This window comes from Reichenbachiella sp. MALMAid0571 (genome assembly GCF_040151475.1).
Lineage (GTDB): Bacteria > Bacteroidota > Bacteroidia > Cytophagales > Cyclobacteriaceae > CAXBNB01.
Map to the genome: position 1 here is coordinate 46029 of NZ_JBDKWG010000116.1, position 21755 is coordinate 67783.

The following is a 21755-nucleotide window of genomic DNA, read 5'->3' on the forward strand; positions in this document are numbered from 1 at the left end:
TTTTTCTCAGCAAGGGTTAAATGACTTTCGCCTCGTTTTTCAAAAGCTGAACCAATTCTTCAACATTGTCAGCATCTACCATTCTTATGGCTCCTTTAGCGGGTGGCAACTCAAATGAATTGGTGGCAACCCGGGTAGTGTTGTCTGTTGGTTCTATTACATTTAGCGGTTTTGTCCTTGCTGTCATAATACCACGCATGTTTGGTATTTTCCATTCTGCTATTGGTTCCTGACATCCAAGTACCAGTGGCAATTCTGCTTCCAGAGATTCTTTTCCTCCCTCAATTTCACGAGCCATTTTAGCAGTAGTACCTTCAATATCAAGTGTCATTACAGGAGATAATGAAGGGATACCTAGTAGTTCACCAACCATTCCATGAACTTGTCCACCGTTAAAATCTATTGATTCTCTGCCCATCAGTATCAAATCGTAGTTTCCGTCTTTGGCTACAGCCGCAATCTGATTGGCTACAAAAAATGAATCAGATGGAAAGGCGTTGATGCGTATGGCCTCATCGGCACCTATTGCCAGTGCTTTTCTCAATGTTGGTTCTGTTTCAGCTTCACCAACATTCAATACAGTAATAGAACCTCCTGATTGTTCTTTGAGCTCGACTGCTCTGGCAAGAGCATAATCATCATAGGGGCCTATAATATATTGAACACCAGTCTTATCAAATGATGTATTGTTGTTCGTAAAGGCAATTTTGGAAGTCGTGTCTGGCACGTGGGTAATGCAAACCAGTATTTTCATTTCAAAGTAATTTGTGTGTTAATGTGTTTGTTTTTTTATTTGATTCAAGTCAATATTAAAAGCATTTCTATATAAAAACGATCGTCTTGAATCAGCCTCGAAGTTATATAAATATAAATAATTTGTAGAAACCGATCTTCATTAATTCATTATTTTGTATAGAATAACAAAGCTACGAGAAAAGCAGATTTTATTGTATATTCATGATTTGATATATCCGGGCTTCACTGTTCTATCTTCCTTTTTATTTCAATTTAGGAAAAACAGAAAGTAAGAGTATGTAAGTTTATTAACATCAAAATTTGTTAAGTTTACTAACCCTAATTAAACTCATTTCTACTATGCCAACATATCAAATAACCATTAATGGAAAAAAGCAAACCATTGACAGTGTGGATGCTGACATGCCCATACTCTGGGTGTTGCGTGACATGCTGCAAATGACAGGTACTAAATTCGGATGCGGTAAAGCTCTGTGTGGTGCCTGTACGGTTCATCTCAACGGAACGGCAATTCGTTCTTGTTCTACTCCGATCAGTGCAGTTGGAGATCAGAAAATTAAAACTATCGAAGGCCTTTCAGAAAATGGAGACCATCCACTACAGCAAGCCTGGGTACAGGAAAATGTACCTCAATGTGGATATTGCCAATCGGGGCAAATTATGAATGCTGCTGCTTTTCTGGATAGCAATCCCAGTCCTTCAGATGAAGAAATAAGAGATGCAATGAATGGAAACATCTGTAGATGTGGTACTTACAATAGAATTCACAAGGCTATCAAAGTGGCCGCAGAGAAAGGAGGGAAATCATGAAAGATATAAAAAGCAGCACCATAGTAAAAGTTGACAGGAGAACATTTCTTAAGACAGGGGTAATGGGTTCTACTGGTCTGATTTTAGGAACACAGATTGCCTGTTCAACATTGTTTCAGGAAGAGCCAAGAGCAAAAGCTACGTTTAGCCCTAATGTTTTCTTAACTATTAATGAAAAGGGTGAGATAACTATTGTAACCCATAGATCTGAAATGGGAACGGGCATTAGGACAAGCTTACCCGCAGTTGTGGCTGATGAATTAGAAGCAGATTGGAATATGGTGACCATCCAGCAAGCGATTGGTGATGAGGAAACTTATGGAGATCAAAACACTGATGGATCTTATTCAATTCGAATGTTTTACATGCCAATGCGTCGTGTCGGGGCTGCTGCCAAGATGATGTTGGAACAGGCTGCTGCTGCCAAGTGGAAGGTAAATGTAAGCGAGTGCAGAGCAAAAAATAATAATGTAGTTCATGAACCATCAGGAAAGAAATTTGATTTTGGAGAACTGGCTGGTGATGCCTCTAAACTTACAGTTCCGGAAGAGAAGGATATCAAATTAAAAGACAGTAAAAATTTTAGCAAGATTGGTAAGTCAACCCCAATTACTGATTTAAAAGATATAGTAACTGGTAAAGCAAATTTTGGATTAGATACTATTTTGCCAGAATTAAAAGTAGCAGTGATCCGAAGGTGTCCGGTGGCCGGAGGTAAGGTGGTTTCTCACAATGCCGAAGCTGCATTGAAAGTGTCCGGAGTACAAAAGGTGTTTGTATTAGAATCACCTGGTTTTCCTGCGGGATTTAACGCCCCGCTTGGTGGAGTGGTAGTGGTGGCAGATAATACCTGGGCAGCAATCAAAGGCAGAGATGCACTGGATGTTGAATGGGACAATGGAGCGAATGGTGACTACAACAGTGAAGAATACTTAACGGATTTAGTTGCTAAAACTAAGACAAGTAATACTATTCGAAGAGAAAACGGAGATATTAAAAAAGCATTAAAAGGAGCTGGTAAAATACTGGACAGCACTTACGTTCTTCAACATTTATCACATACACCAATGGAACCTCCGTGCGGAGTAGCTTATGCTCAGGAAGGAAAATGTGAACTTTGGGTTCCAACTCAAAACCCTAAATGGGTGCAGGAAGGTGTGGCAGCAGCTTTGGAAATAAAAAAGGAAAATGTTACAGTCAATGTAACGCTCCTTGGAGGTGGGTTTGGAAGAAAATCCAAAGCGGATTTTTCGGTGGAGACAGCCAAAATTTCAAAAGAATTTGGTTCTCCTGTTAAATTGTTATGGACAAGGGAAGATGACATTCAGCACGATTTGTATCACTCATGTGCAGTACAAAGAATTAAAGTTGGTATCGATAAGGCAAACAATGTGGTGGCATGGAATCAGAAGTCTGTTTTTCCTTCAATAGGAGGAACAGCAACCAATCAAGCCATACAGCCCAGTGGTCAGGAGTTGAGCTTGGGTGCTATTGATTTTCCATATAATGTCGAAAATGTATGTGTGGAATCAGCCGATGCTCCAGCCAAAACCCGAATAGGTTGGTTGAGATCTGTTTGTAACATTCAGCACGCTTTTGCCATAGGTAGCATGCTGGATGAAATTGCCAGAGCCAGAAACATGGATCCGATAGAAAATGCTTTGGATTTACTTGGGGAGGATAGACAAATAGATAAAGCTGTTTTCGGTAAGGAATTAGTGAATTATGGTACGGAATATGAAGATTACCCATGGAATACGGGGAGGTTCAGAGGAGTAATTAATGAAGTAGCGAAGAAGTCCAACTGGGGAAAAGAGTTGCCAAAAGGTCGGGCTCAGGGATTTTGTGCTCACAGAAGTTTTCTTACCTATGTTGCTTGTGTAGTGGAGGTTGAGGCAGATGAGAATGGAAATGTATTGAGTATTCCGGAGATTCATTATGCTGTGGATTGCGGGTTGGCAGTAAACAGAGATAGGGTAATTGCTCAGTTTGAAGGAGGAGCAGTGTTTGCATTAAGTGGTGCTTTGAAAGGTGCTATTACATTCAAAGATGGCAGGGTAGAGCAAAGTAACTTCCATGACTATAGTGTAGCGAGAATGACCGATGCTCCTAAGAATATTTTTGTTCATTTGATCGACAGTGATGAAAAGCCAACGGGAGTTGGAGAGCCACCAGTTCCTCCTGTAGCACCTGCATTGGCCAACGCCATTTATGCAGCTTCGGGCAAACGGTTTAAGAATTTACCGATGATGGCATAGATAGGTAAACTCCCTTATGTTGTATTATGCTATATAACTGACTGTAGAGATGCTTCTCTACGTTACCAATTACACATATTTAGAATGAGAAGAAGTTTCATAAAAAGTAGGCAGCTTGCCGGACTCGTTCCGGCATCTCCAAGGAAAAGACCGAATGCTGAGTTACCAACGGATCCCAGAATACCTGTCTGACGACAGTCAGGAATCTGGGAATGTAGTTCCTTTTTATGAAATTTCTTCTCATTCATTCAGCTCTGTCATTTCAATTTGTGTGTTTTGGAAATCAAAATGTTAAGTTTCAGCATGACAAGGTTGGAATTGATGTACTCACGGACGTTTGCCTTGTCATCCTGACCAAAGGGAAGGATTTCAATGGGTGTACAATTAGTAGTACTTTTACTCAATACTGACTCCTTGTTCGCCATTTACATTAAATGAAAAAAAATCAGATAGTAAAAATTGATAGAAGGACTTTCCTTAAATCAGGTCTTATTGGGTCAACTGGTTTAATTCTGGGTACACAAATAGCTTGTTCTTCATACTTCTCCGATGAGAAAAAGTCAAATACGGTATTCAATCCTAATGTTTTTGTCAGCATAAATTCTAATGGAGATGTGACGATTATTGCTCACCGTTCTGAAATGGGGACGGGTATCAGAACGAGTCTTCCAGCCATTGTTGCAGATGAGATGGAAGCTGATTGGGATAGGGTTACTATCCAACAGGCTTTGGCTGATAAGGAGTTGTACGGTGATCAGAATACTGATGCTTCTTATTCCATGCGGATGTTTTACATGCCTATGCGAAAATTGGGAGCCTCGGTAAGAATGATGCTGGAACAGGCTGCTGCAAATCATTGGAATGTTGATGTGGAAGAATGCAAAGCGGAGAATCATGGTGTCATTCATCATTCTTCAGGCAGACGGCTCACTTTTGGTGAGCTGGTAGAAATAGCATCTAAACTGGATGTTCCTGATGAAAGCCTTGTCAAACTTAAGTCAGATAAAGACTTCTCTCGAATTGGGAAGGACACATCTATCACAGATTTAAAAGATATTGTAACAGGAAAGGTAATCTTCGGTCTGGATACTATGGTGCCAGATTCGAAAATTGCAGTTGTGAAAAGGTGTCCGGTAGCCGGAGGAAAAATCATGTCTTATGATGCAGATGCAGCACTTAAAATTACAGGAGTGTTGCAGGTTTTTACCCTTGATTCTCCAGGTTTTCCTACCAGGTTTGATATTCCAATGGGAGGGGTTGTAGTAGTTGCTGAAAATACCTGGGCAGCTATTAAAGGCAGAGATGCTGTAGAAGTGGAGTGGGACTATGGTATAAATTCGGATTATGACAGTGGAGAATATATCTCTCAGTTAGTCAGGAATACGGATGGAGAAATGACTATTAGAAGGGAAAATGGCAATGTAGATGAGGCAATGGCAGAAGCAAGTGAATTGATTGATCATACCTATATTTTGCAATACCTTTCTCACTCACCTATGGAGCCGCCATGTGGTGTAGCGTATGCACAAATGGATAAATGTGAATTGTGGGTTCCTACCCAAAATCCCCAGTGGGTGCAAAGGGCTGTAGCCAGTGCACTTCAAATTGAAGTCAATAATGTTAAAGTAAATGTTACATTAATCGGAGGAGGCTTTGGTCGAAAATCGAAACCGGACTTTACCGTAGAGGCATCTGTAATTTCAAAGCTGGCGAATGCTCCAATAAAACTGTTTTGGACACGTGAAGATGATATTTTGCATGACTTTTACCACGCCTGTTCGGTGCAACGAATTAAAATAGGTTTGGATGAGAACAAAAAAGTATTGGTATGGAATCAAAAATCTATGTTTCCTCCAATTGGTGGAACTTCAAATGCTAAGAATATTCAACCGGGTAAAAATGAGATGAATAAGGGTTTTGTTGATTTTCCATATCAGATTGAAAACATACGTTTGGAAACAGGAAATGCTCCGGCTAAGGCACGAATAGGTTGGTTCAGGTCAGTAAGTAATGTGCAACATGCTTTTGCCATTGGCTCGATGATGGATGAACTAGCTGAAGCTCGTGGTATCGATCCTGTAAAAAATGCATTGGATCTTTTAGGGCCGGATCGCCATATAGCCAGAGAAGTTTTTGGTGAAGACTTTCAAAATTACAAAACAGAATTATCAGACTACCCGTGGGATACTGCCAGATTTAGACGAGTGATTAATGAAGTTGCGGCTAAATCTAATTGGGGTAAGAAACTACCAAAAGGCAGAGGACAGGGTTTTTATGCCCATCGCTGCTCCCTCACTTATGTAGCCTGTGTGGTTGAAGTTGAGACTGATAGTATCGGTAAAATATTAAGTATTCCGGGAATTCATTACGCTGTAGATTGTGGAGTGGCAGTAAATAGAGATCGTGTTGTTTCTCAGTTTGAAGGGGGAGCTGTTTTTGCTTTGAGTGCGGCTTTAAAAGGGGCAATTACCTTTAAAAATGGAAGAGTTCAGCAGCAAAATTTCGATGAATATTATGTAACAAATATGAAGGATGCTCCCAAAAACATCTATGTTCATTTGATAGAAAGTAACGAAAAACCTACTGGAGTAGGGGAGGCACCAGTGCCTCCAGTAGCACCGGCATTGGCCAATGCTATTTACGCTGCTTCTGGTAGAAGGATTAGGAAGTTGCCTTTGATAGGGTGAAATGCCCTATTAAACAATTCACTTGGCATATCATTGGATGATTGTTGTGCGTTATCATGGATAACAATTTGTTAAGAAATAAATGAATTTCTATAATGATATTTATCCCTAAAGTTGGGTACTTTTAGCCTTCAAAGGTTATACAATTTTTAATAAAAAAATATGCACAGACTGATTAATTTTTATTCGATAGTGGAAGAAGCGTGGGCAGATTATGACCAGTCTAGGCCCATACGCTCTGTAGTGGATATCAGTGCAATGGTATCTACCAATCATGTATTTAAAGTGACTCTTGCAGATGGGGATTCTGTCATTGCTAAGTTGTCCTATTTTGGAAAATTCGAACATTTCAAAGAAGACCATTCTATTATAAACGCACTGGCTACTAATCTGCCGCATCCGTTTGAAAATTTTCTTGCAAGGTCATTAACCAAAGCCAATGAAGTTTATATTTATAGATATATCAGTACTTCTTTAGATGCCTGGGTGGTGTTTTATAATCCAATTAAAAAAAGAAAGATGCTTCCAAGAAGATTGGAAGAAGATCAAATATCGAAATTGGGAAAAGAAATTGCCAGGTTTCACAAGGCATGTGCCAGAGTGAAAGGAGTGCTGCCTCCCTACTCCAAGACTTTAAAGATTGACCTGGAACATCTAAATGATATTTTGGATACAGAAAATGGAAAGTACGAACACCGTGGACATATTGATGTTACCAAGAAACAAATCGAAATTTTTCATGAAAACTCATTATTGCTCAAAAGTGATTCGTTTGAGACTATTCCGGTCTTTATAGATTGGAATATTGGTAATTTCTCTGTTAATGCCAGCCTGAAACTCTTCTCACGATGGGATTATGATTGGTTTAGAATGAGTGGTAGAGTCATGGATTTTTATTTTTTTAGCAGGGTAGTTTCTGACATTGGAGATAGGACAGAGTTTAGTTACGTTGTTGGTCCGTTGATGGAAGAAAGGTTTATCATTTTTTTACAAGCATATCACAAAGAATATCCCCTTACAGAAAACGAAATCCGGTTTTTAAAAGAAGCATATCGTTTCTTTTTGTTGAATTATGTAGTCAAAGATGGAAGGTATTTTTTTCATGAAATATATGCAACTAAGCTGCAAAGAGAAGTGTATGAAATTTACCTACCCACGCTTGACAAGGTTTTCGATCCTGAAAAGTTGTTAAAGGCACTAAAATTATAAGCATTTGTTTGTAGTGTGATTTTGAGGTAGTTTGCAGATTATTTGATGCGAACCTGATCGTATTGTTTTCAAATTTCTGCCATTTCACAAAGTATTGTCGGCACGAGATTTAACTATAGATGCTTGTATGAAGAACCATAAGTTTAAGTCAGTAGTAAAGAAATATGATGTAGTTTTTTTTGATGCGTTTGGAGTGTTGAAAAACTCAAGTGGATTGATAGATGGTATTAACAATACATTTTCTTACCTGAAAGAAAATGGTATTGATTTTTATATACTGACCAACGATGCTTCCAGAAGTCCCAGAGAACTGGCAGAGAGCTATATCAAAAAAGGGCTCTCTGTAATAAATGAACACAAAATCATTTCATCTGGCATGTTGGCTCGGGAATACTTAAGGTATAAAGTGAAAAAAGGAACTGTAGCGTATTTGGGTACGGAAAATTCTGCACATTATATTGAAGAGCTAGGCCTTAAGACTATTTCCATTGCAAATGTGGATATTAATGATGTAAGTGGGATTTCCGCATTGGTTTTTTTGGATGATGAAGGATTTGATTGGAATCATGATATCAATAAAATAGTCAATTTATTGAGAAAAAGGAATATACCTGTGGTAGTAGCTAATACCGATATGTCGTATCCTGTGTCAGGCAGTGAGGTAGCTATTGCTATTGGCAGTATCGCCAATATGGTCGAAAAAATATTGGGTAGAACATTTATCAGATTTGGAAAACCCGATCCTCAGATGTTCAATTTCGCTTATGAACATATTACCGTTGATAAGCATATACCGAGGAATAAAATCTTGATGGTAGGAGATACTTTGGCTACTGACATTATTGGCGGAAATAAGTTTGGCATTGATACGGTATTGGTACTGACCGGAAATACCATTTCGGAAAACGTCAATGCAAGGATAAAGTCAAGTGGTATTATTCCTGACTACATTTGTGACTCAGCAGTAATTGAATGACGGTATCGTTTTTGATCTTTTTTTAACAAATGCTATTTGTTTTTTCATAATCAAGACAAACGCATTTTAAAATCAATACCTCCTTACAGCACCAGTTGCGGTAAGGGGATAGTAGGATTTTTTTTTTAATGCCTTACCTTGTTTTCGTAATTCGGAATGCAATATATTTTGAGAATTATGGTTAAATTGTTTAGTTTTATCAGAACAATTTGAAATAACATTCAACTACATAACAATATCCGTTTCCAATTGATTTTATTGTACTTTCTTTGAGTAGAAATTTCATTTATTTAGAATGAATCACCAGATTGAGCAAGACGTAAGTGTAGAAAAAAGCCAGATTACTTCTGCTAGCTTTGACTTATATAATAAAATATATAATGAAAATGTCTTGCTTATGTATAAGGGAGCCATTACCTTCGATTTGGTGACTTCTGTGATTGAAACGCTGGATAAAAAAATCACTTTTTTAGAGCCCAACAAAAAAGTACAAAAATTGTTCTATAGTGCCGCTGTAGAATCTATACACAACCTGTACCATCACATGGATGAAGTGAAGGGGAGCTTTAAAGAGATTTCTGAGCATGATGCAAAGTCAGGATTGATTACTGTGATAGCCAAAGAAAAATATTACAATATTCTGACTGGTAATTTTGTCCCTGCTGAGAAGGTTAATAGCATGAAAGCCCGCATAGATGAGATCAATGCTACCGACAAAGATGGTTTGAGGACTTTGTATAAGGATACCCTTAGTAATGGCGAATTTTCAGACAAAGGGACAGCAGGTCTGGGCCTTATTCAACTGGCAAGAAAAACAGGTGAAAAACTTAATTACAAATTTGACAAAGTGAATGAAGAGTATTCATATTTTACTTTTCAAATTAAGATTAATAGAGAAGAGGAGTAATGTAATTTCCCAATTCCCTTCTTAGCCTCAAAATTTAATGTCTTTATATTCTTTGTTTGAGAAGCAGCCACATTTCATGGTATTGCGGAGTACGCTTGGTTTGAGAATTGATTTGTTGGTAAGCATTCTAACACATTCCTGAATTCCCTCAATAATAGATGGGTGGGGATGAATGAGCTCTGTAAGTTCCTCAATTCCTTTGTCCATAGAAATAAGTAAAGCTACTGCTTCTATGGCACTAGAGGCATGTTCTCCAATTACCCGCATACCCAATATTTTCATTTCATCATCATTGGATACCAATATTTTAATAAAGCCCTGAGTGTTTCTCATAGCAATTGCTCTGGAAATACAACCATAGTCCATGCTTACTATTTTATAGTCTATTCCCAGTTCTTGTGCTTTGGTTTCGTTCAATCCTACTCCCGCTACTTCCGGGGCAAGAAACATAATAGTAGATATATTCTCATATATGAGTGGTTTGGTTGGAGTGCCAAATATCCGTTCTACTGCGTATCGGCCTTCGAGTTCACCTACATTTACAAGAGCAATGTCTGCTGTAATATCTCCCACAGCAAATATATTGGGCAAAGATGTTTGCGTTAGTGTGTCTTTAATACCCCTGTTGTCCATTTCTATTTGGATTGAATCATCAAATAGATTTTCATAATTCGGGATTCTTCCTACTGAAATTAGAGCTTTGTCAACCACAAATACTTCTTTGGATCCATCGGTATATTCTAATATATATTGTACTTTATTGTTGACCACTTTCATTTCTATCAATTGAGAGTTTCTATGGATCAACACATTTTTAGCTTCAAGATTATGTTCTATCACCTTGACTACATCTTCATCTTCAAAAGGAAGAATACGGTCTCCTTTATCTATCAAGTGTACTTTGGTTTGACTGAAATTGGAAAAAATAGTGGCAAACTCACAACCTATCACCCCTGCTCCTAAAATGACCATGCTTTTTGGGAATTCAGTCAGCCTGTCAATGCCATCGCTGGTTAAGATGATTTCTTCGTCAATCGGGATGTGTGGTAATTTTCTGGGCCTGCTTCCGGTGGCCAGTATAATGTAGTCGGCCTGTATTTCTTCACTGTCAGAATCATTATGGATTGATACAATATTTTCACTAATGAGTTTAGCTTCTCCCTGCATATAAGTGAATAATTCTTCGTTTGCACTTACATTGATGTTGTACATGTGATGCTCAAGCAATGACATTCTTTCATTCGCTGCTAACCTTACTTCATTTTTAAGCTTTTCGAAATTGTGTTTTGGAGGGCTTAAGTTTAGGGTGTTAGAAAGCTGACTAATTGTATATGCTTCTCGGGAGAGTTCCCACCAGGTTTTACTGGTAAGTGCGCCATGATGAATGCCTGCTCCTCCTAGTTTGTCTTTTTCAACCAACAAAACTTTTTTCTTGAAATCAACTGCTCTCATTGCTGCTGCATATCCGGACGGGCCAGCACCAATTACACATAAATCAAATTTTCTCATAGGAATAGTATGTTTTTGAACTCAAATGGATGAATTAGGGCAGAGCCGGACTTTAAAACAGTTATGAAGTTAATAAAATATAAATCAATTTTCATATTAGTTTACTCTATCAGATGAAAATCAGATATTTTGATGCATTTAAGCTGATTTTTTTGTCGGTTTGTCGAGTTTAACCAAATGATTTTTGTTTTTTCATTCTTTGTTAATGGTAAATGAATCTTAATTTATTACTATTACAAATATTAAAATATTGAATGGCCTTAACTCAACTCTACACATGAATATTAGGAATATAGTAGCATTTATTCTAACAGTAATTTCATTGATTCTTCTTTATCCCGGTTTAACGGAACCTATTTTGCAGATCAAAATAGCACCTGAGCTTCCATTGCTGGGAAAGACAACATTCTATGAGCAAACGCAAAGTATTCTTCAGACGGTTGATACACTGTATAACACCAACAATGAGTTGGTAGCATTTCTTATTTTATTGTTTAGTGTTGTCGTTCCCGTTACCAAAGGACTTATTATATTGGTGGTTTTAATGGTAAAAAGTCCCAATTTGAAGAACAGACTTTATAATTTGGTTTATGCAATTGGGAAGTGGTCCATGGCAGATGTATTTGTGGTGGGTATCTTTATCGCATTTTTATCAACAAGGTCCAATACCGCCATTGATGCATTGCTTCTTCCTGGTTTTAATTATTTTGTGGCGTACTGTATTATATCATTAATAGGCATCCAAATGGTAAAAATTGATAGAAAAGTGTTATTTTAAAAGGTATTTTGATAGTGAATAACAGTTTATGAGTAAGATTAGAATTTTGGTGGTAGAGGATGACCCATTGCATATGGAAAAGCTGGAAATGGCAATTGAACAACTCGATTACCATATGATCAGTGTAGCAGATAACGCAGAAGAGGCGATGAGGGTGATAAGAGCTACTAAACCTGACCTGATTCTGGTGGATATCAATTTGAATGGAGAAACTGATGGTATTACTTTGGTTGAAAAGCTAAAAGATGTCAAGCTAATGCCTGTTATATTTACAACATCTTATGCAGACAAGGAAACAATTGATAGAGCCAAAGTAACGAATCCATACGCATACCTGATTAAGCCATTAGAATTGAAATCACTTCAAGCGGCAATAGAGTTGGCTATATACAACTTTTCTAATGATAAGGTTCAACAAAGTCCTGCCGATGATATGGACTTTGCCTGGGAAGATGATGTACTGTTCAAAGATTCATTCTTTATTAAAGTGGCTGATAGAATAGAAAAAGTAAAATACGATGAAGTATTGTGGATAGAGTTGGCTGAAGAGAAGTACATTAACATAGTTACCAATGACAAAAAATTGAGAATGCGTTGTTCTTTACGTCAATTAAAAGATAAGATCTCATCCAATGTCCTTGTAAGGGTCAATAGAACACACATTGCTAATGCTGCAAAAATTGATAGCATCAATGAAGGCAAGCAGACAATTATAGTAGGTGGAACCGAAATACCTCTTGGTAGGACTTATAAGCAGCAACTTCTAAATAAGCTAAATCTTTTGAATTGATTGATGAGCATTACAGATTCTTAATTCAGGATTTCATCTATTTCTGTCAAATATAATATTCCTCATTATTATCGTTAATATTGTCTAACAAAGGGACAGATATGATATTGAAGAGCATTCCAATTTTATTCATTTTTTGTTTATTCGTTTTTACCGATGCTTTGGCTCAGACCACCCGGGAGTCAGATACAAAACAAGAAATACCGTCAAATATTCAGACTGTAAAGAAGAAGAAAAAAGCGAACAAAAACAGCTATAAGTATAAAATGGATAATGCCATTAAGGAATATGAAGAGCTACAGAAGACAAACGCCAAGAAGAAATCCAAAATGCAGAAAGACATGCAAAAACCACAGTATTCTGATCCTACCTATTTTGGTCATAAAAAGAAACCTAAAAAGAGGCCCCTCAAAAAAAGAAAAATGTGCAAAGAGTGTGGAATTGTTCATTAGTGTAAGTTGAAAATGTAATGAAAATCAATGAATATATTGAACACACTAAACTCAATCCTGATTTAAGAGAAACTGATGTTGATAGGCTTATTGAAGAAGCAATTACATATTCTTTTGCAGGAGTATGCCTTCCTCCATTTTGGGTAAAGCGAGCCGGGCGAGAGTTGGAAGATACTGATGTCAAATTGATAACTGTAGTCGGATTTCCACTAGGCTACCAAATGACAGAAGCTAAATTGAAGGAATGTGAAATGGCTATAGAAAATGGGGCTGATGAGATTGACATTGTAATGAACATATCTGCTTTTAAATCGGGCTTGCCCTGGGTCAAAATTGAATTGGCAAAATGTTCAGCATTACTTCACCAAAGTAATGTTGTAATGAAAGTGATTATAGAAACCAGTCTTCTTACCAATGAGGAGATTGTAACTGTAGCTAAAATGTGTGTTGATTCGGGTGCAGATTTCGTAAAAACTTCTACAGGATTTTCTTCTGCAGGAGCCAAAACAGAACATATCAGGCTTATAAAAAGTGTTATTCCATCTCAAGTACAAATTAAGGCATCAGGTGGTATAAAAACATACGATCAGGCTATGTCAATGATAGAGGCAGGTGCTGCCCGCATTGGAACATCTTCAGGAATCAATATAATCAAATCATTAGCCGGGTAAATGTGAAAAGCATAGAAGTAACAGTAATTGGAATTGTTCAGGGTGTTTTCTTTAGAATCTCTACTCTGGAAAAGGCTACTTCAATAGGAATAAAAGGGTGGGTAAAAAATTCTCCTGATGGGAGTGTTTTGATTCGGGCTGAAGGCACGGAAAAAAACATTAGTGAATTTCTTGATTGGTGTAGAATAGGATCCAAAAATGCGGTTGTCAAAAACGTTCTTATCAAAGAAAAGGGCTATGAGGGATTTGAAGGATTCAAAGTAATTCGTTAGCCAACTTTACACGTAGCAGGCATTTTTACATACAATCTTTTGACTCCATTACGTGAAAGGACTTTCAAATCAAAGTATTCGTTGATTATAGCCTTGAGGCTGTTTTCGATAAAAAAGGTGTTTTTACCTTTTTCATTGAATACAGTCATTTGCAGAATGCCTTTTACAAATGTTTTGTTATTTAGTAATTCAGCTAGCCACTCCTTATATACACTGCTCCAATCTTCCGTAAATTTATCGAAGTGACTTTTTCCATCCCAAATGATTTCCAGTTGAGTATCGCCATATTGATACCTGTAAATAGCTGCAAGATTTTCATAAATCCCTTCCAATATAGTGGAGTCTTCTAATTGATGAGTTTGGATTTGTCTGGTAGTGTCATCAATTATTCCAATAGGATTGAAAAGCCTGCCATAGGCAGCTACAGTTTGTTTAAACAAGTGGTGGCACAAAATATTGGTGCTAACCATTTGAGCCTCTTTCAGGATGTAATTTTTATCCTTTTTGAAAAAAAAATGCGATATGAAATGGCTTTCCAGAATTTTAACTTTGCGGTTAATAAGTGTATGCAAAATTATATATTCCCTGAGTTAATAAAAAATTAATAAAAAATTTATCTTCTCAGGAGTTTGATTAGTTAAAATGGACATTAATATTGCATTGAAATCGACAACAAGATGTGTTTTTTAATAAGGATTGGTTTCTTATTTAATTTGTTGTAAATTTTCATAAGAAAATTGATTTCGTCCAGCTCTATGTATTTAACAAGTTATTTGAATTACCCATTCTTAATTATTTGGGTGATTTACAGATAATAAATTCCTATTTTTAAACAATAAATTTTGTGTTATTTTTTTTAAAATGATTAACCCTATTGATTATTTAAACAGTCTTATTATGAAACAAACAATTCTACTTTTATGCATCCTGATAGGTTCTTCCATATTAGGAAGTCAATTGGCTTTTGGCCAGGGAGTTACCACTGGTGGGCTAAACGGCCAGATTACAGATGGTACAGGTGAAACTCTTCCTGGAGCTACCGTTGTAGCAGTTCATGTGCCTACAGGATCAAGATATGGCAATGTGTCCGATTTGTCTGGTTTTTATAGAATTCCGAACATGAAGGCAGGAGGGCCATACAAAATCACAATTTCTTTTGTTGGTTTTGAGAATTACGAAAAGGAAGACATATACATCACGTTGGGTCGAAATGTCAAATTGGATGCAGTATTGTCTCAGTCAGCTACTGAATTAGAAGAAATTATTGTTTCTGCTGGTCAGGGAGGTGTATTTGATGGTAATAGAAATGGAGCTTCGACTGCTGTTTCGGCTGATCAGCTGGCTCAGCTACCAAATGCTTCCAGAACATTGAATGATTTTGTGAGGTTAACTCCTCAGGCAGCATTTACTTCTACAGGAGGAATTTCTATAGCAGGTTCAAATAACAGGTACAATTCCATTTTTATAGATGGAGCAGTAAGTAATGACGTTTTTGGTCTGGCAGGAAATGGCCAGAATGGTGGTCAGGTTTCTGGGTTGTCATTAATTAGTATGGATGCGCTGGAGCAGATTCAGGTAGATGTATCCCCTTATAATGTAACTCTTGGGGGTTTTTCCGGAGGTAGTATCAGTGCCGTGACCAGAAGTGGAACAAATGAGTTTGAAGGATCTGCTTACTATCTGGTGAGAAACGAAAGTTTATCAGGTAAAACGCCTGGTTTTCTTGAAGTAGCAGGCCAGGAAAGAAAGAAGCTTGAAGATTTTACTGCCAAAACTTATGGTTTCAGACTGGGAGGACCAATTATCAAAGACAAACTTTTCTTTTTTGTAAATGGTGAGATTCAAAGAGATGAAACACCAAATCCATTTGATTTTGGCACCTACACTGGCGGAGTGTCAAGAGCTGAAATAGAGTCCTTAATTGACGCTGTAAATGCAATGGGATACGACCCAGGTTCGTATGAAGACACTAAGAGCGAATTAAAAGCGGAAAAAGTAATGTTTAAGTTGGATTGGAATATCAATGACAACCATAAATTAACATTCAGACATAGTTACAACAAGGGGGAGAATTTCTCACCTGGCAGGTCATCGACATCCAGTATTAGGTTTGCGAATCAAGGTGTGTTCTTTCCAACTACCACACATTCAAGTGCCTTGGAGTTGAATAGTAGCTTCGGTAATAAATCGAACAAATTGATTATCGGAAGAACTTCAGTAATTGATAACAGAGATCCATTGGGAAATCCGTTCCCTTACGTAGATATTGTTGCAGGGGATATAGAATTGGGTAGTGAAGAATTTTCTACAGGAAACTATTTAAAACAAAACATAATTACCATTACTGATAATTTTAATGTTTACAAGGGCAAGCATACATTCACATTTGGAACTCACAATGAGTTTTATGATATGAATAACGTATTCATTCGTCAGAATTTTGGTTCCTACGATTTTGATGATATAGCTGGATTTTTGGCAAATGAACCAACCTCTTTTGCCAGAAGTTACTCTTTAGTAGATGATAAAACTGGAGATGAAACTGACGCAGCAGCAAAATTTAAAGCAATGCAGTTGGGTTTCTATGCTCAGGATGAGATTCAGGTAAATGACAAATTAAGAGTGACTGGAGGAATCAGGGTTGATATTCCAATGTTTACTGATGATCCTATTGACGATGGCTATTTTAATAGCACTGCTGCACCGGCTATTGAAGCTGCCGGATATGATCTGAAAGGGGCTGAGGCAGGAAAAGCTCCGGGAGCACAGTTGTTATTTGCTCCCAGGCTTGGATTTAATTATGACGTAAATGGAGACCAGACTACACAACTTAGGGGAGGTCTGGGAGTATTCACAAGCCGAGTACCTTTTGTATGGCCGGGTGCTATGTACAACAACAATGGAGCTACAGTAGGTGGTACTTTCCAAAGTTCAAATTTAGATGGAGAGTTCAACCCTGACCCTTATGATCAGAAAACGGTTGCTGATTTTGGAGGAACTGATGCAATTCCACAAGGACAAATGGATTTATTCGCTAAGAATTTTAAATATCCACAGGTAATCAGAACAAGTTTTGGGGTGGATCACAAGCCATTCTGGGGATTAATAGCTTCAGCTGAATTTATTTATACAAAAACACTGAACAATGTATTTTATGAGCAGGTGAATCTTGCTCCTCCAACCCAGAGATTTGGTGGAACTCCGGATAACAGATACAGGTTTACAAATGGAAGTATAGATAGCAATTATACAGCGGTGTATTTAGGATCAAATACAAGCAAAGGACATACTGCAAATTATACATTGTCTCTTCAAAAGCCATTTGATAATGGTTTGACAGCCAGTTTGTCTTACAACTACGGAACAGCTACATCAATATTTGAAGGTACATCATCTCAAAATTCATCTCAATGGAGAGGCGTTTATGCGATCAATGGCAGAAACAATGCTACTGTTGGTACTTCGGATTTCTCTGCCGGATCCAGGATTTTGGCTGCTGTGTCGTACAGAAAAGAATATGCAGGTTTTATGGCTTCTACTATTTCTGTGTTCTACAATGGACAATCTGGAAGTCCCTTTTCATATACTTACAACAGTGGTAGATGGACTGGTGAAGACTCAAGAGAAAGATCACTTATCTATGTACCTGCAAACAGTAGCGAAATAGTATTTGATGAGAGTGACAGATCGGCAGCAGCTCAATGGGCGGATTTGGATGCTTATTTATCAAACGATCCATACTTGAAAAACAAAAGAGGACAGTATGCTGAGAAAAATGAAGCAAGACTGCCTTTCTCAAATATCGTTGATATGAAATTTTTGCAAGAGTTTTTTCTGGAAAACACAAACGGTAAAAAGCATACTTTACAGGTTTCATTTGATATTTTCAATTTTACCAATTTGCTGAACAAAAATTGGGGTAAAAGATGGCAGGTGCCAAATGGAGACGGAACTTCATTGCAGATATTAGATTATGAAGGAAATATTAGCGGATCTAATGGTGAAACAATTCCTACTTTTTCTTTCCCTTCAGGAGTGGATAAAATGGAAGACAAACTTACCAAAGATGATTCCGGCATAATTAGTTCAAGATGGCAGATGCAATTTGGCTTGAGATACAGCTTCTGATTTTAAGAAAATAGTCAATATTGAGGCTGCCTTTTCGGGTAGCCTCTTTTTTTGTCTTAACTTTGATTCATGAATAAATCAATACTTATAGCCGGATCGGTTTTTGGTCTGCTTACTGTCGTTGTTGGAGCTTTTGGTGCCCATGCACTTCATGTCACGTTACTGGAAAATGGAAGGATTGATACCTTTGAAACTGCGGTGAAGTATCAGGGTATTCATGCTTTGGCACTTCTTATCATTGGGGTGTTGTCAGAAAAAGTTGATTCTTCCAAAATAATCTATGCCGGGTACTCAATGGTAATTGGTGTATTGATTTTTAGTGGCTCACTTTACATTTTATCCATCACGAATATGACCTTTCTGGGAGCCATCACACCGATAGGAGGATTATTTATGATAGCAGGATGGGTTCTGTTGATATTGGGAATATTAAAAACAAAATAGGGTTTTATTCATTGATTAAATTGATCGAATGACATGCGATAACTCCTGCAGTTTCTGTTCTCAATACACTTTTACCAAGGCTGATTTTTTGAAAACCTTTAGACAGAGCTACTGCTACTTCTTCTTCAGTAAAATCACCCTCAGGCCCTATTAAAATCAGTGTATCAGTACCCGATTTGGCTATTTTATGTAGGTAGTCGGGATTTTTATTATCTACAAAAGCAATGAATTTTTGTTGTGCATTTGACGTAGTTTCTAAAAATTCTTTTAGAGATGAAAGTTTATTTATTTTAGTCTTAAATAAATTTTTAGATTGTTTTAATGCACTTAATGTTTTCCTGTCTAGCCTTTCCAGATTGATTTTTTTTCGTTCTGTTCTTTTGGTCGTAATGAATGATATTTCGTCAACACCTAATTCAGAGGATTTTTCTACAAACCATTCCAATCGGTCATGGTTTTTAGTAGGGGCAATTGCGATATGTACGGTATGAGGTTTGTGTTTATTTGAGGCCTTTTTATCAAGAATACTAAATTCGCATTTTCTGAAATTATCGGCAGTGATTTCACAAGAAAATACATTTCCTTTACCATCAATTACATCAATTACATCTCCCTTTTTTTTTCTTAAAACTTTGATACAATGATTGGATTCTTCGCTATTCAAAAAGTTAAAATGTTCGGGATCGTCATTGTAAAAGTAGTTCATCGATTTTTTTGTGCTAAGATAGAATATAGTTTCCATTTGCTATAAAACCATAGCTCATTGTGGTAGTAACTTTTCTTTTCATTTACCCTCTTTTAATTTTATTTGCACCAAAAATGAAAATATTACGAATAATTCTCCCTTGATTGGAAACAATTTGCGTTTTTTGTTAAAATTTTACAGGAAACACACCCACTAGTCCTGATATTGTTGAATTCCCTATTTTAAAAACTATTTACTATGGCACAATTACGTTTTAAGGCACTGGAATTGGTGCAATCAAGAAAGAAGATAGAAGTGAAATTGCCATCTGGAAAGATATCGGATTATTTTGGCACTAAAGCTTTTGGCAGAGAGCAAATGCAGGTTGCACTTTCTCCTCAGGCTTTTAGAAAGCTCGATAAAGCTATAAAAAAAGGACAAAAAATAGATTCGGAAACAGCCGAATCCGTTGCGGCTGCATTGAAAACATGGGCCATAAGCAAAGGAATTACACACTATACCCATTGGTTTCAACCATTAACAGGAGCTACAGCCGAAAAACACGATTCCTTTTTCAACCCTTTGAAGGGAATAGAGGAATTTAAAAACAGTGAACTTGTACAACAAGAACCGGATGCTTCGTCCTTTCCGAGTGGGGGTATCAGAAGTACTTTTGAAGCTCGTGGTTATACAGCCTGGGATCCAAGTTCTCCTATTTTTATTATAGATACTACGTTATGTATCCCTACAATATTTGTGGCATATACGGGAGAAGCATTAGACTACAAAGCACCTCTCCTTAAGTCTATTCAGGCAGTTAATGATGCCGCAACTAAGATATGTAAGTTGTTTGATAGGAATGTATCGCAAGTAATACCTTCATTAGGTTGGGAGCAGGAGTATTTTGTAGTGGATAGGGCACTTTATGACGCACGTCCCGATTTGGTGTTAGCCGGACGTACTGTATTTGGGCACAATCCAGCCAGGGGGCAACAACTTGATGATCATTATTTTGGATCAATCACTCCCAGAGTATTTGAATTTATTAAAGACTTTGAAGTGGAAGCGCATCAATTGGGTATTCCGATTATGACCAGACACAACGAAGTAGCTCCGGGGCAGTTTGAGTGTACTCCAATGTACGAGGAAATCAATAAGGCGGTGGATCACAATCAATTGCTGAAAGATGTGATGGAACGAGTGGCATTGAAACATGATCTGAAAATATTGTTTCATGAAAAACCATTTGCCGGATTGAATGGGAGTGGTAAGCACAACAATTGGTCGTTACAGACAGACACAGGTGTTAACCTATTTCAGCCTAGCAGCAGTGCCCGTGAAAACCTGCAATTTTTGGTGTTTTTTGTTTGTACCATTAAAGCTGTCTATGAACATGCTGATTTGCTCAGGGCAAGTATTGCCTCTGCTGGTAATGACCACCGACTTGGGGCCAACGAAGCTCCTCCGGCTATCACCTCCGTTTTTATTGGTCAACAGTTGACTAGCGTGCTGGACGAAATGGATAGCAAAGGGGATGTTAAAGTGGAAAAGGGGGATAATATCTACATGAAAATGGGAATAGATAAAATTCCTGAAATCATTTTAGACAATACAGATCGCAACAGAACTTCACCTTTTGCTTTTACGGGAAATAAATTTGAGTTCAGAGCTGTAGGCTCTGATGCCAACGTATCCAATCCGATGATGGTACTCAATCTGATTGTAGCAGATCAACTGGAAAAATTCTATAAAATTGTCTCAAAAGACCTGGAAGCAGGAAGAGATAAAAGAGTTGCGATAGTCGAAGTTTTGAGAGATTATATTAAAAAATCAAAACCAATACGATTTGAAGGGGACGGCTATTCTGAAGAGTGGGTGAAAGAAGCGAAAAAGAGGAAGCTTACCAATGCGAGGAATACACCATTGGCTCTTGATGCGTATTTATCTAAGAAGACATTGGATTTGTTTAGGAAAAATAAGATTTTGAGCGAATTGGAAGTGGAGGCAAGACATGAAATCATGCTGGAAAACTATATCAAAATGATGCAAATTGAGTCCAGAGTAATAGGGGATTTGGCGTTGAATCATATTATTCCTACTGCCATTTCCTATCAAAACAGATTAATCGAAAATGCAAAAGGACTGAAAGAATTAGGAATCGAAAACAAAGAAAACCTTCAGACTATATCTAAAATTTCCGAGTATATAAACAACATCAGATCACTTACTCAGGAGATGACTGAAGAAAGAAAACGAGTGAATAAAATTGAAGACCCCAGGGCAAAAGCAATAGCCTATTGTGATGAGGTGAAAGATAAATACTTTGATAAAATTCGATATTCGGTAGATAAACTAGAGTTGTATGTTGATGATGAAGACTGGCCTTTGGTAAAATACCGCGAGTTGTTATTCCTCAGATAGAA

General features: G+C 37.4%; 19 protein-coding genes. 14 read left to right on the top strand and 5 right to left on the bottom strand.

Annotated elements, in window-relative coordinates; all coding sequences use genetic code 11:
* Window positions 1–16 precede the first annotated feature (16 nt).
* Window positions 17–754 (bottom strand): electron transfer flavoprotein subunit beta/FixA family protein, encoded by a 738-nt coding sequence (locus tag AAOP42_RS07865; protein WP_349527936.1) that lies wholly within the window; start codon window positions 752–754, stop codon window positions 17–19.
* A 341-nt stretch (window positions 755–1095) separates the two neighbouring features.
* Here AAOP42_RS07865 and AAOP42_RS07870 point away from each other — a divergent pair, with 341 nt between their 5' ends.
* Both AAOP42_RS07870 and AAOP42_RS07875 read left to right on the top strand, forming a co-directional pair.
* Window positions 1096–1566, top strand: a complete 471-nt coding sequence (locus AAOP42_RS07870) for a (2Fe-2S)-binding protein (protein WP_349527937.1) — start codon at window positions 1096–1098, stop codon at window positions 1564–1566.
* Window positions 1563–3824 (top strand): xanthine dehydrogenase family protein molybdopterin-binding subunit, encoded by a 2262-nt coding sequence (locus tag AAOP42_RS07875; protein ID WP_349527938.1) that lies wholly within the window; start codon window positions 1563–1565, stop codon window positions 3822–3824. Before AAOP42_RS07870 ends, AAOP42_RS07875 begins: the two co-directional genes overlap by 4 nt.
* Window positions 3825–4081: 257 nt before the next feature.
* On the opposite strand, the gene AAOP42_RS07880 is transcribed toward AAOP42_RS07875, so the two are convergent.
* Complete coding sequence (locus AAOP42_RS07880; RefSeq protein ID WP_349527939.1) at window positions 4082–4249, bottom strand: hypothetical protein; 168 nt, start codon at window positions 4247–4249, stop codon at window positions 4082–4084.
* A gap of 9 nt (window positions 4250–4258) precedes the next feature.
* Between AAOP42_RS07880 and AAOP42_RS07885 the strand changes: the two genes are divergently transcribed.
* The 4 genes from AAOP42_RS07885 (at window position 4259) to AAOP42_RS07900 (ending at window position 9603) form a co-directional block, all read left to right on the top strand.
* Window positions 4259–6511: a xanthine dehydrogenase family protein molybdopterin-binding subunit gene (locus tag AAOP42_RS07885; protein ID WP_349527940.1), complete on the top strand. Its 2253-nt coding sequence runs from the start codon at window positions 4259–4261 to the stop codon at window positions 6509–6511.
* Window positions 6512–6673: 162 nt separating this feature from the next.
* Entirely contained in the window at window positions 6674–7720 is a 1047-nt protein-coding gene (locus tag AAOP42_RS07890; RefSeq protein ID WP_349527941.1) for a hypothetical protein, read from the top strand.
* 127 nt (window positions 7721–7847) lie between these two features.
* Window positions 7848–8696 (top strand): TIGR01459 family HAD-type hydrolase, encoded by an 849-nt coding sequence (locus AAOP42_RS07895; protein ID WP_349527943.1) that lies wholly within the window; start codon window positions 7848–7850, stop codon window positions 8694–8696.
* A 295-nt stretch (window positions 8697–8991) separates the two neighbouring features.
* Window positions 8992–9603, top strand: a complete 612-nt coding sequence (locus tag AAOP42_RS07900; protein WP_349527944.1) for a SiaB family protein kinase — start codon at window positions 8992–8994, stop codon at window positions 9601–9603.
* A gap of 27 nt (window positions 9604–9630) precedes the next feature.
* Here the strand turns inward: AAOP42_RS07900 and AAOP42_RS07905 are convergent, their stop codons facing one another.
* Entirely contained in the window at window positions 9631–11112 is a 1482-nt protein-coding gene (locus AAOP42_RS07905; protein WP_349527945.1) for a dihydrolipoyl dehydrogenase family protein, read from the bottom strand.
* Window positions 11113–11389: 277 nt separating this feature from the next.
* Here AAOP42_RS07905 and AAOP42_RS07910 point away from each other — a divergent pair, with 277 nt between their 5' ends.
* From AAOP42_RS07910 to AAOP42_RS07930, 5 genes are all read left to right on the top strand, one after another.
* Window positions 11390–11890, top strand: a complete 501-nt coding sequence (locus tag AAOP42_RS07910; protein ID WP_349527946.1) for a paraquat-inducible protein A — start codon at window positions 11390–11392, stop codon at window positions 11888–11890.
* A gap of 28 nt (window positions 11891–11918) precedes the next feature.
* The gene (locus AAOP42_RS07915) at window positions 11919–12680 is read left to right on the top strand and encodes a LytR/AlgR family response regulator transcription factor (protein ID WP_349527947.1); all 762 of its coding nucleotides are present in this window, start codon (window positions 11919–11921) and stop codon (window positions 12678–12680) included.
* A gap of 101 nt (window positions 12681–12781) precedes the next feature.
* Complete coding sequence (locus AAOP42_RS07920; protein ID WP_349527948.1) at window positions 12782–13132, top strand: hypothetical protein; 351 nt, start codon at window positions 12782–12784, stop codon at window positions 13130–13132.
* Window positions 13133–13149: 17 nt separating this feature from the next.
* Window positions 13150–13803 carry a deoxyribose-phosphate aldolase gene (deoC, locus tag AAOP42_RS07925; RefSeq protein ID WP_349527949.1) on the top strand — a complete coding sequence of 218 codons (654 nt, stop codon included), beginning with the start codon at window positions 13150–13152 and terminating at the stop codon, window positions 13801–13803.
* 2 nt (window positions 13804–13805) lie between these two features.
* Window positions 13806–14075 carry an acylphosphatase gene (locus AAOP42_RS07930; RefSeq protein WP_349527950.1) on the top strand — a complete coding sequence of 90 codons (270 nt, stop codon included), beginning with the start codon at window positions 13806–13808 and terminating at the stop codon, window positions 14073–14075.
* Here the strand turns inward: AAOP42_RS07930 and AAOP42_RS07935 are convergent.
* The gene (locus AAOP42_RS07935) at window positions 14072–14545 is read right to left on the bottom strand and encodes a hypothetical protein (RefSeq protein ID WP_349527951.1); all 474 of its coding nucleotides are present in this window, start codon (window positions 14543–14545) and stop codon (window positions 14072–14074) included. The two genes, AAOP42_RS07930 and AAOP42_RS07935, sit on opposite strands and share 4 nt — an antisense overlap.
* Before the next feature lie 427 nt (window positions 14546–14972).
* On the opposite strand from AAOP42_RS07935, the gene AAOP42_RS07940 reads away from it, so the two are divergent.
* Window positions 14973–18203 (top strand): TonB-dependent receptor, encoded by a 3231-nt coding sequence (locus AAOP42_RS07940; protein ID WP_349527952.1) that lies wholly within the window; start codon window positions 14973–14975, stop codon window positions 18201–18203.
* 69 nt (window positions 18204–18272) lie between these two features.
* Window positions 18273–18647: a DUF423 domain-containing protein gene (locus tag AAOP42_RS07945; RefSeq protein ID WP_349527953.1), complete on the top strand. Its 375-nt coding sequence runs from the start codon at window positions 18273–18275 to the stop codon at window positions 18645–18647.
* A gap of 4 nt (window positions 18648–18651) precedes the next feature.
* Here the strand turns inward: AAOP42_RS07945 and AAOP42_RS07950 are convergent, their stop codons facing one another.
* The gene (locus AAOP42_RS07950) at window positions 18652–19353 is read right to left on the bottom strand and encodes a 16S rRNA (uracil(1498)-N(3))-methyltransferase (protein WP_349527954.1); all 702 of its coding nucleotides are present in this window, start codon (window positions 19351–19353) and stop codon (window positions 18652–18654) included.
* A gap of 237 nt (window positions 19354–19590) precedes the next feature.
* Between AAOP42_RS07950 and AAOP42_RS07955 the strand changes: the two genes are divergently transcribed.
* Window positions 19591–21753: a glutamine synthetase III family protein gene (locus tag AAOP42_RS07955; protein WP_349527955.1), complete on the top strand. Its 2163-nt coding sequence runs from the start codon at window positions 19591–19593 to the stop codon at window positions 21751–21753.
* Window positions 21754–21755 lie beyond the last annotated feature (2 nt).

Bases quoted from the DNA above. Each gene is read 5' to 3' on its own strand.
- AAOP42_RS07865 (WP_349527936.1), bottom strand. From the start codon at position 754: ATGAAAATACTGGTTTGCATTACCCACGTGCCAGACACGACTTCCAAA.
- AAOP42_RS07870 (WP_349527937.1), top strand. From the start codon at position 1,096: ATGCCAACATATCAAATAACCATTAATGGAAAAAAGCAAACCATTGAC.
- AAOP42_RS07875 (WP_349527938.1), top strand. From the start codon at position 1,563: ATGAAAGATATAAAAAGCAGCACCATAGTAAAAGTTGACAGGAGAACA.
- AAOP42_RS07880 (WP_349527939.1), bottom strand. From the start codon at position 4,249: ATGGCGAACAAGGAGTCAGTATTGAGTAAAAGTACTACTAATTGTACA.
- AAOP42_RS07885 (WP_349527940.1), top strand. From the start codon at position 4,259: ATGAAAAAAAATCAGATAGTAAAAATTGATAGAAGGACTTTCCTTAAA.
- AAOP42_RS07890 (WP_349527941.1), top strand. From the start codon at position 6,674: ATGCACAGACTGATTAATTTTTATTCGATAGTGGAAGAAGCGTGGGCA.
- AAOP42_RS07895 (WP_349527943.1), top strand. From the start codon at position 7,848: ATGAAGAACCATAAGTTTAAGTCAGTAGTAAAGAAATATGATGTAGTT.
- AAOP42_RS07900 (WP_349527944.1), top strand. From the start codon at position 8,992: ATGAATCACCAGATTGAGCAAGACGTAAGTGTAGAAAAAAGCCAGATT.
- AAOP42_RS07905 (WP_349527945.1), bottom strand. From the start codon at position 11,112: ATGAGAAAATTTGATTTATGTGTAATTGGTGCTGGCCCGTCCGGATAT.
- AAOP42_RS07910 (WP_349527946.1), top strand. From the start codon at position 11,390: ATGAATATTAGGAATATAGTAGCATTTATTCTAACAGTAATTTCATTG.
- AAOP42_RS07915 (WP_349527947.1), top strand. From the start codon at position 11,919: ATGAGTAAGATTAGAATTTTGGTGGTAGAGGATGACCCATTGCATATG.
- AAOP42_RS07920 (WP_349527948.1), top strand. From the start codon at position 12,782: ATGATATTGAAGAGCATTCCAATTTTATTCATTTTTTGTTTATTCGTT.
- deoC (WP_349527949.1), top strand. From the start codon at position 13,150: ATGAAAATCAATGAATATATTGAACACACTAAACTCAATCCTGATTTA.
- AAOP42_RS07935 (WP_349527951.1), bottom strand. From the start codon at position 14,545: ATGGTTAGCACCAATATTTTGTGCCACCACTTGTTTAAACAAACTGTA.
- AAOP42_RS07940 (WP_349527952.1), top strand. From the start codon at position 14,973: ATGAAACAAACAATTCTACTTTTATGCATCCTGATAGGTTCTTCCATA.
- AAOP42_RS07945 (WP_349527953.1), top strand. From the start codon at position 18,273: ATGAATAAATCAATACTTATAGCCGGATCGGTTTTTGGTCTGCTTACT.
- AAOP42_RS07950 (WP_349527954.1), bottom strand. From the start codon at position 19,353: ATGAACTACTTTTACAATGACGATCCCGAACATTTTAACTTTTTGAAT.
- AAOP42_RS07955 (WP_349527955.1), top strand. From the start codon at position 19,591: ATGGCACAATTACGTTTTAAGGCACTGGAATTGGTGCAATCAAGAAAG.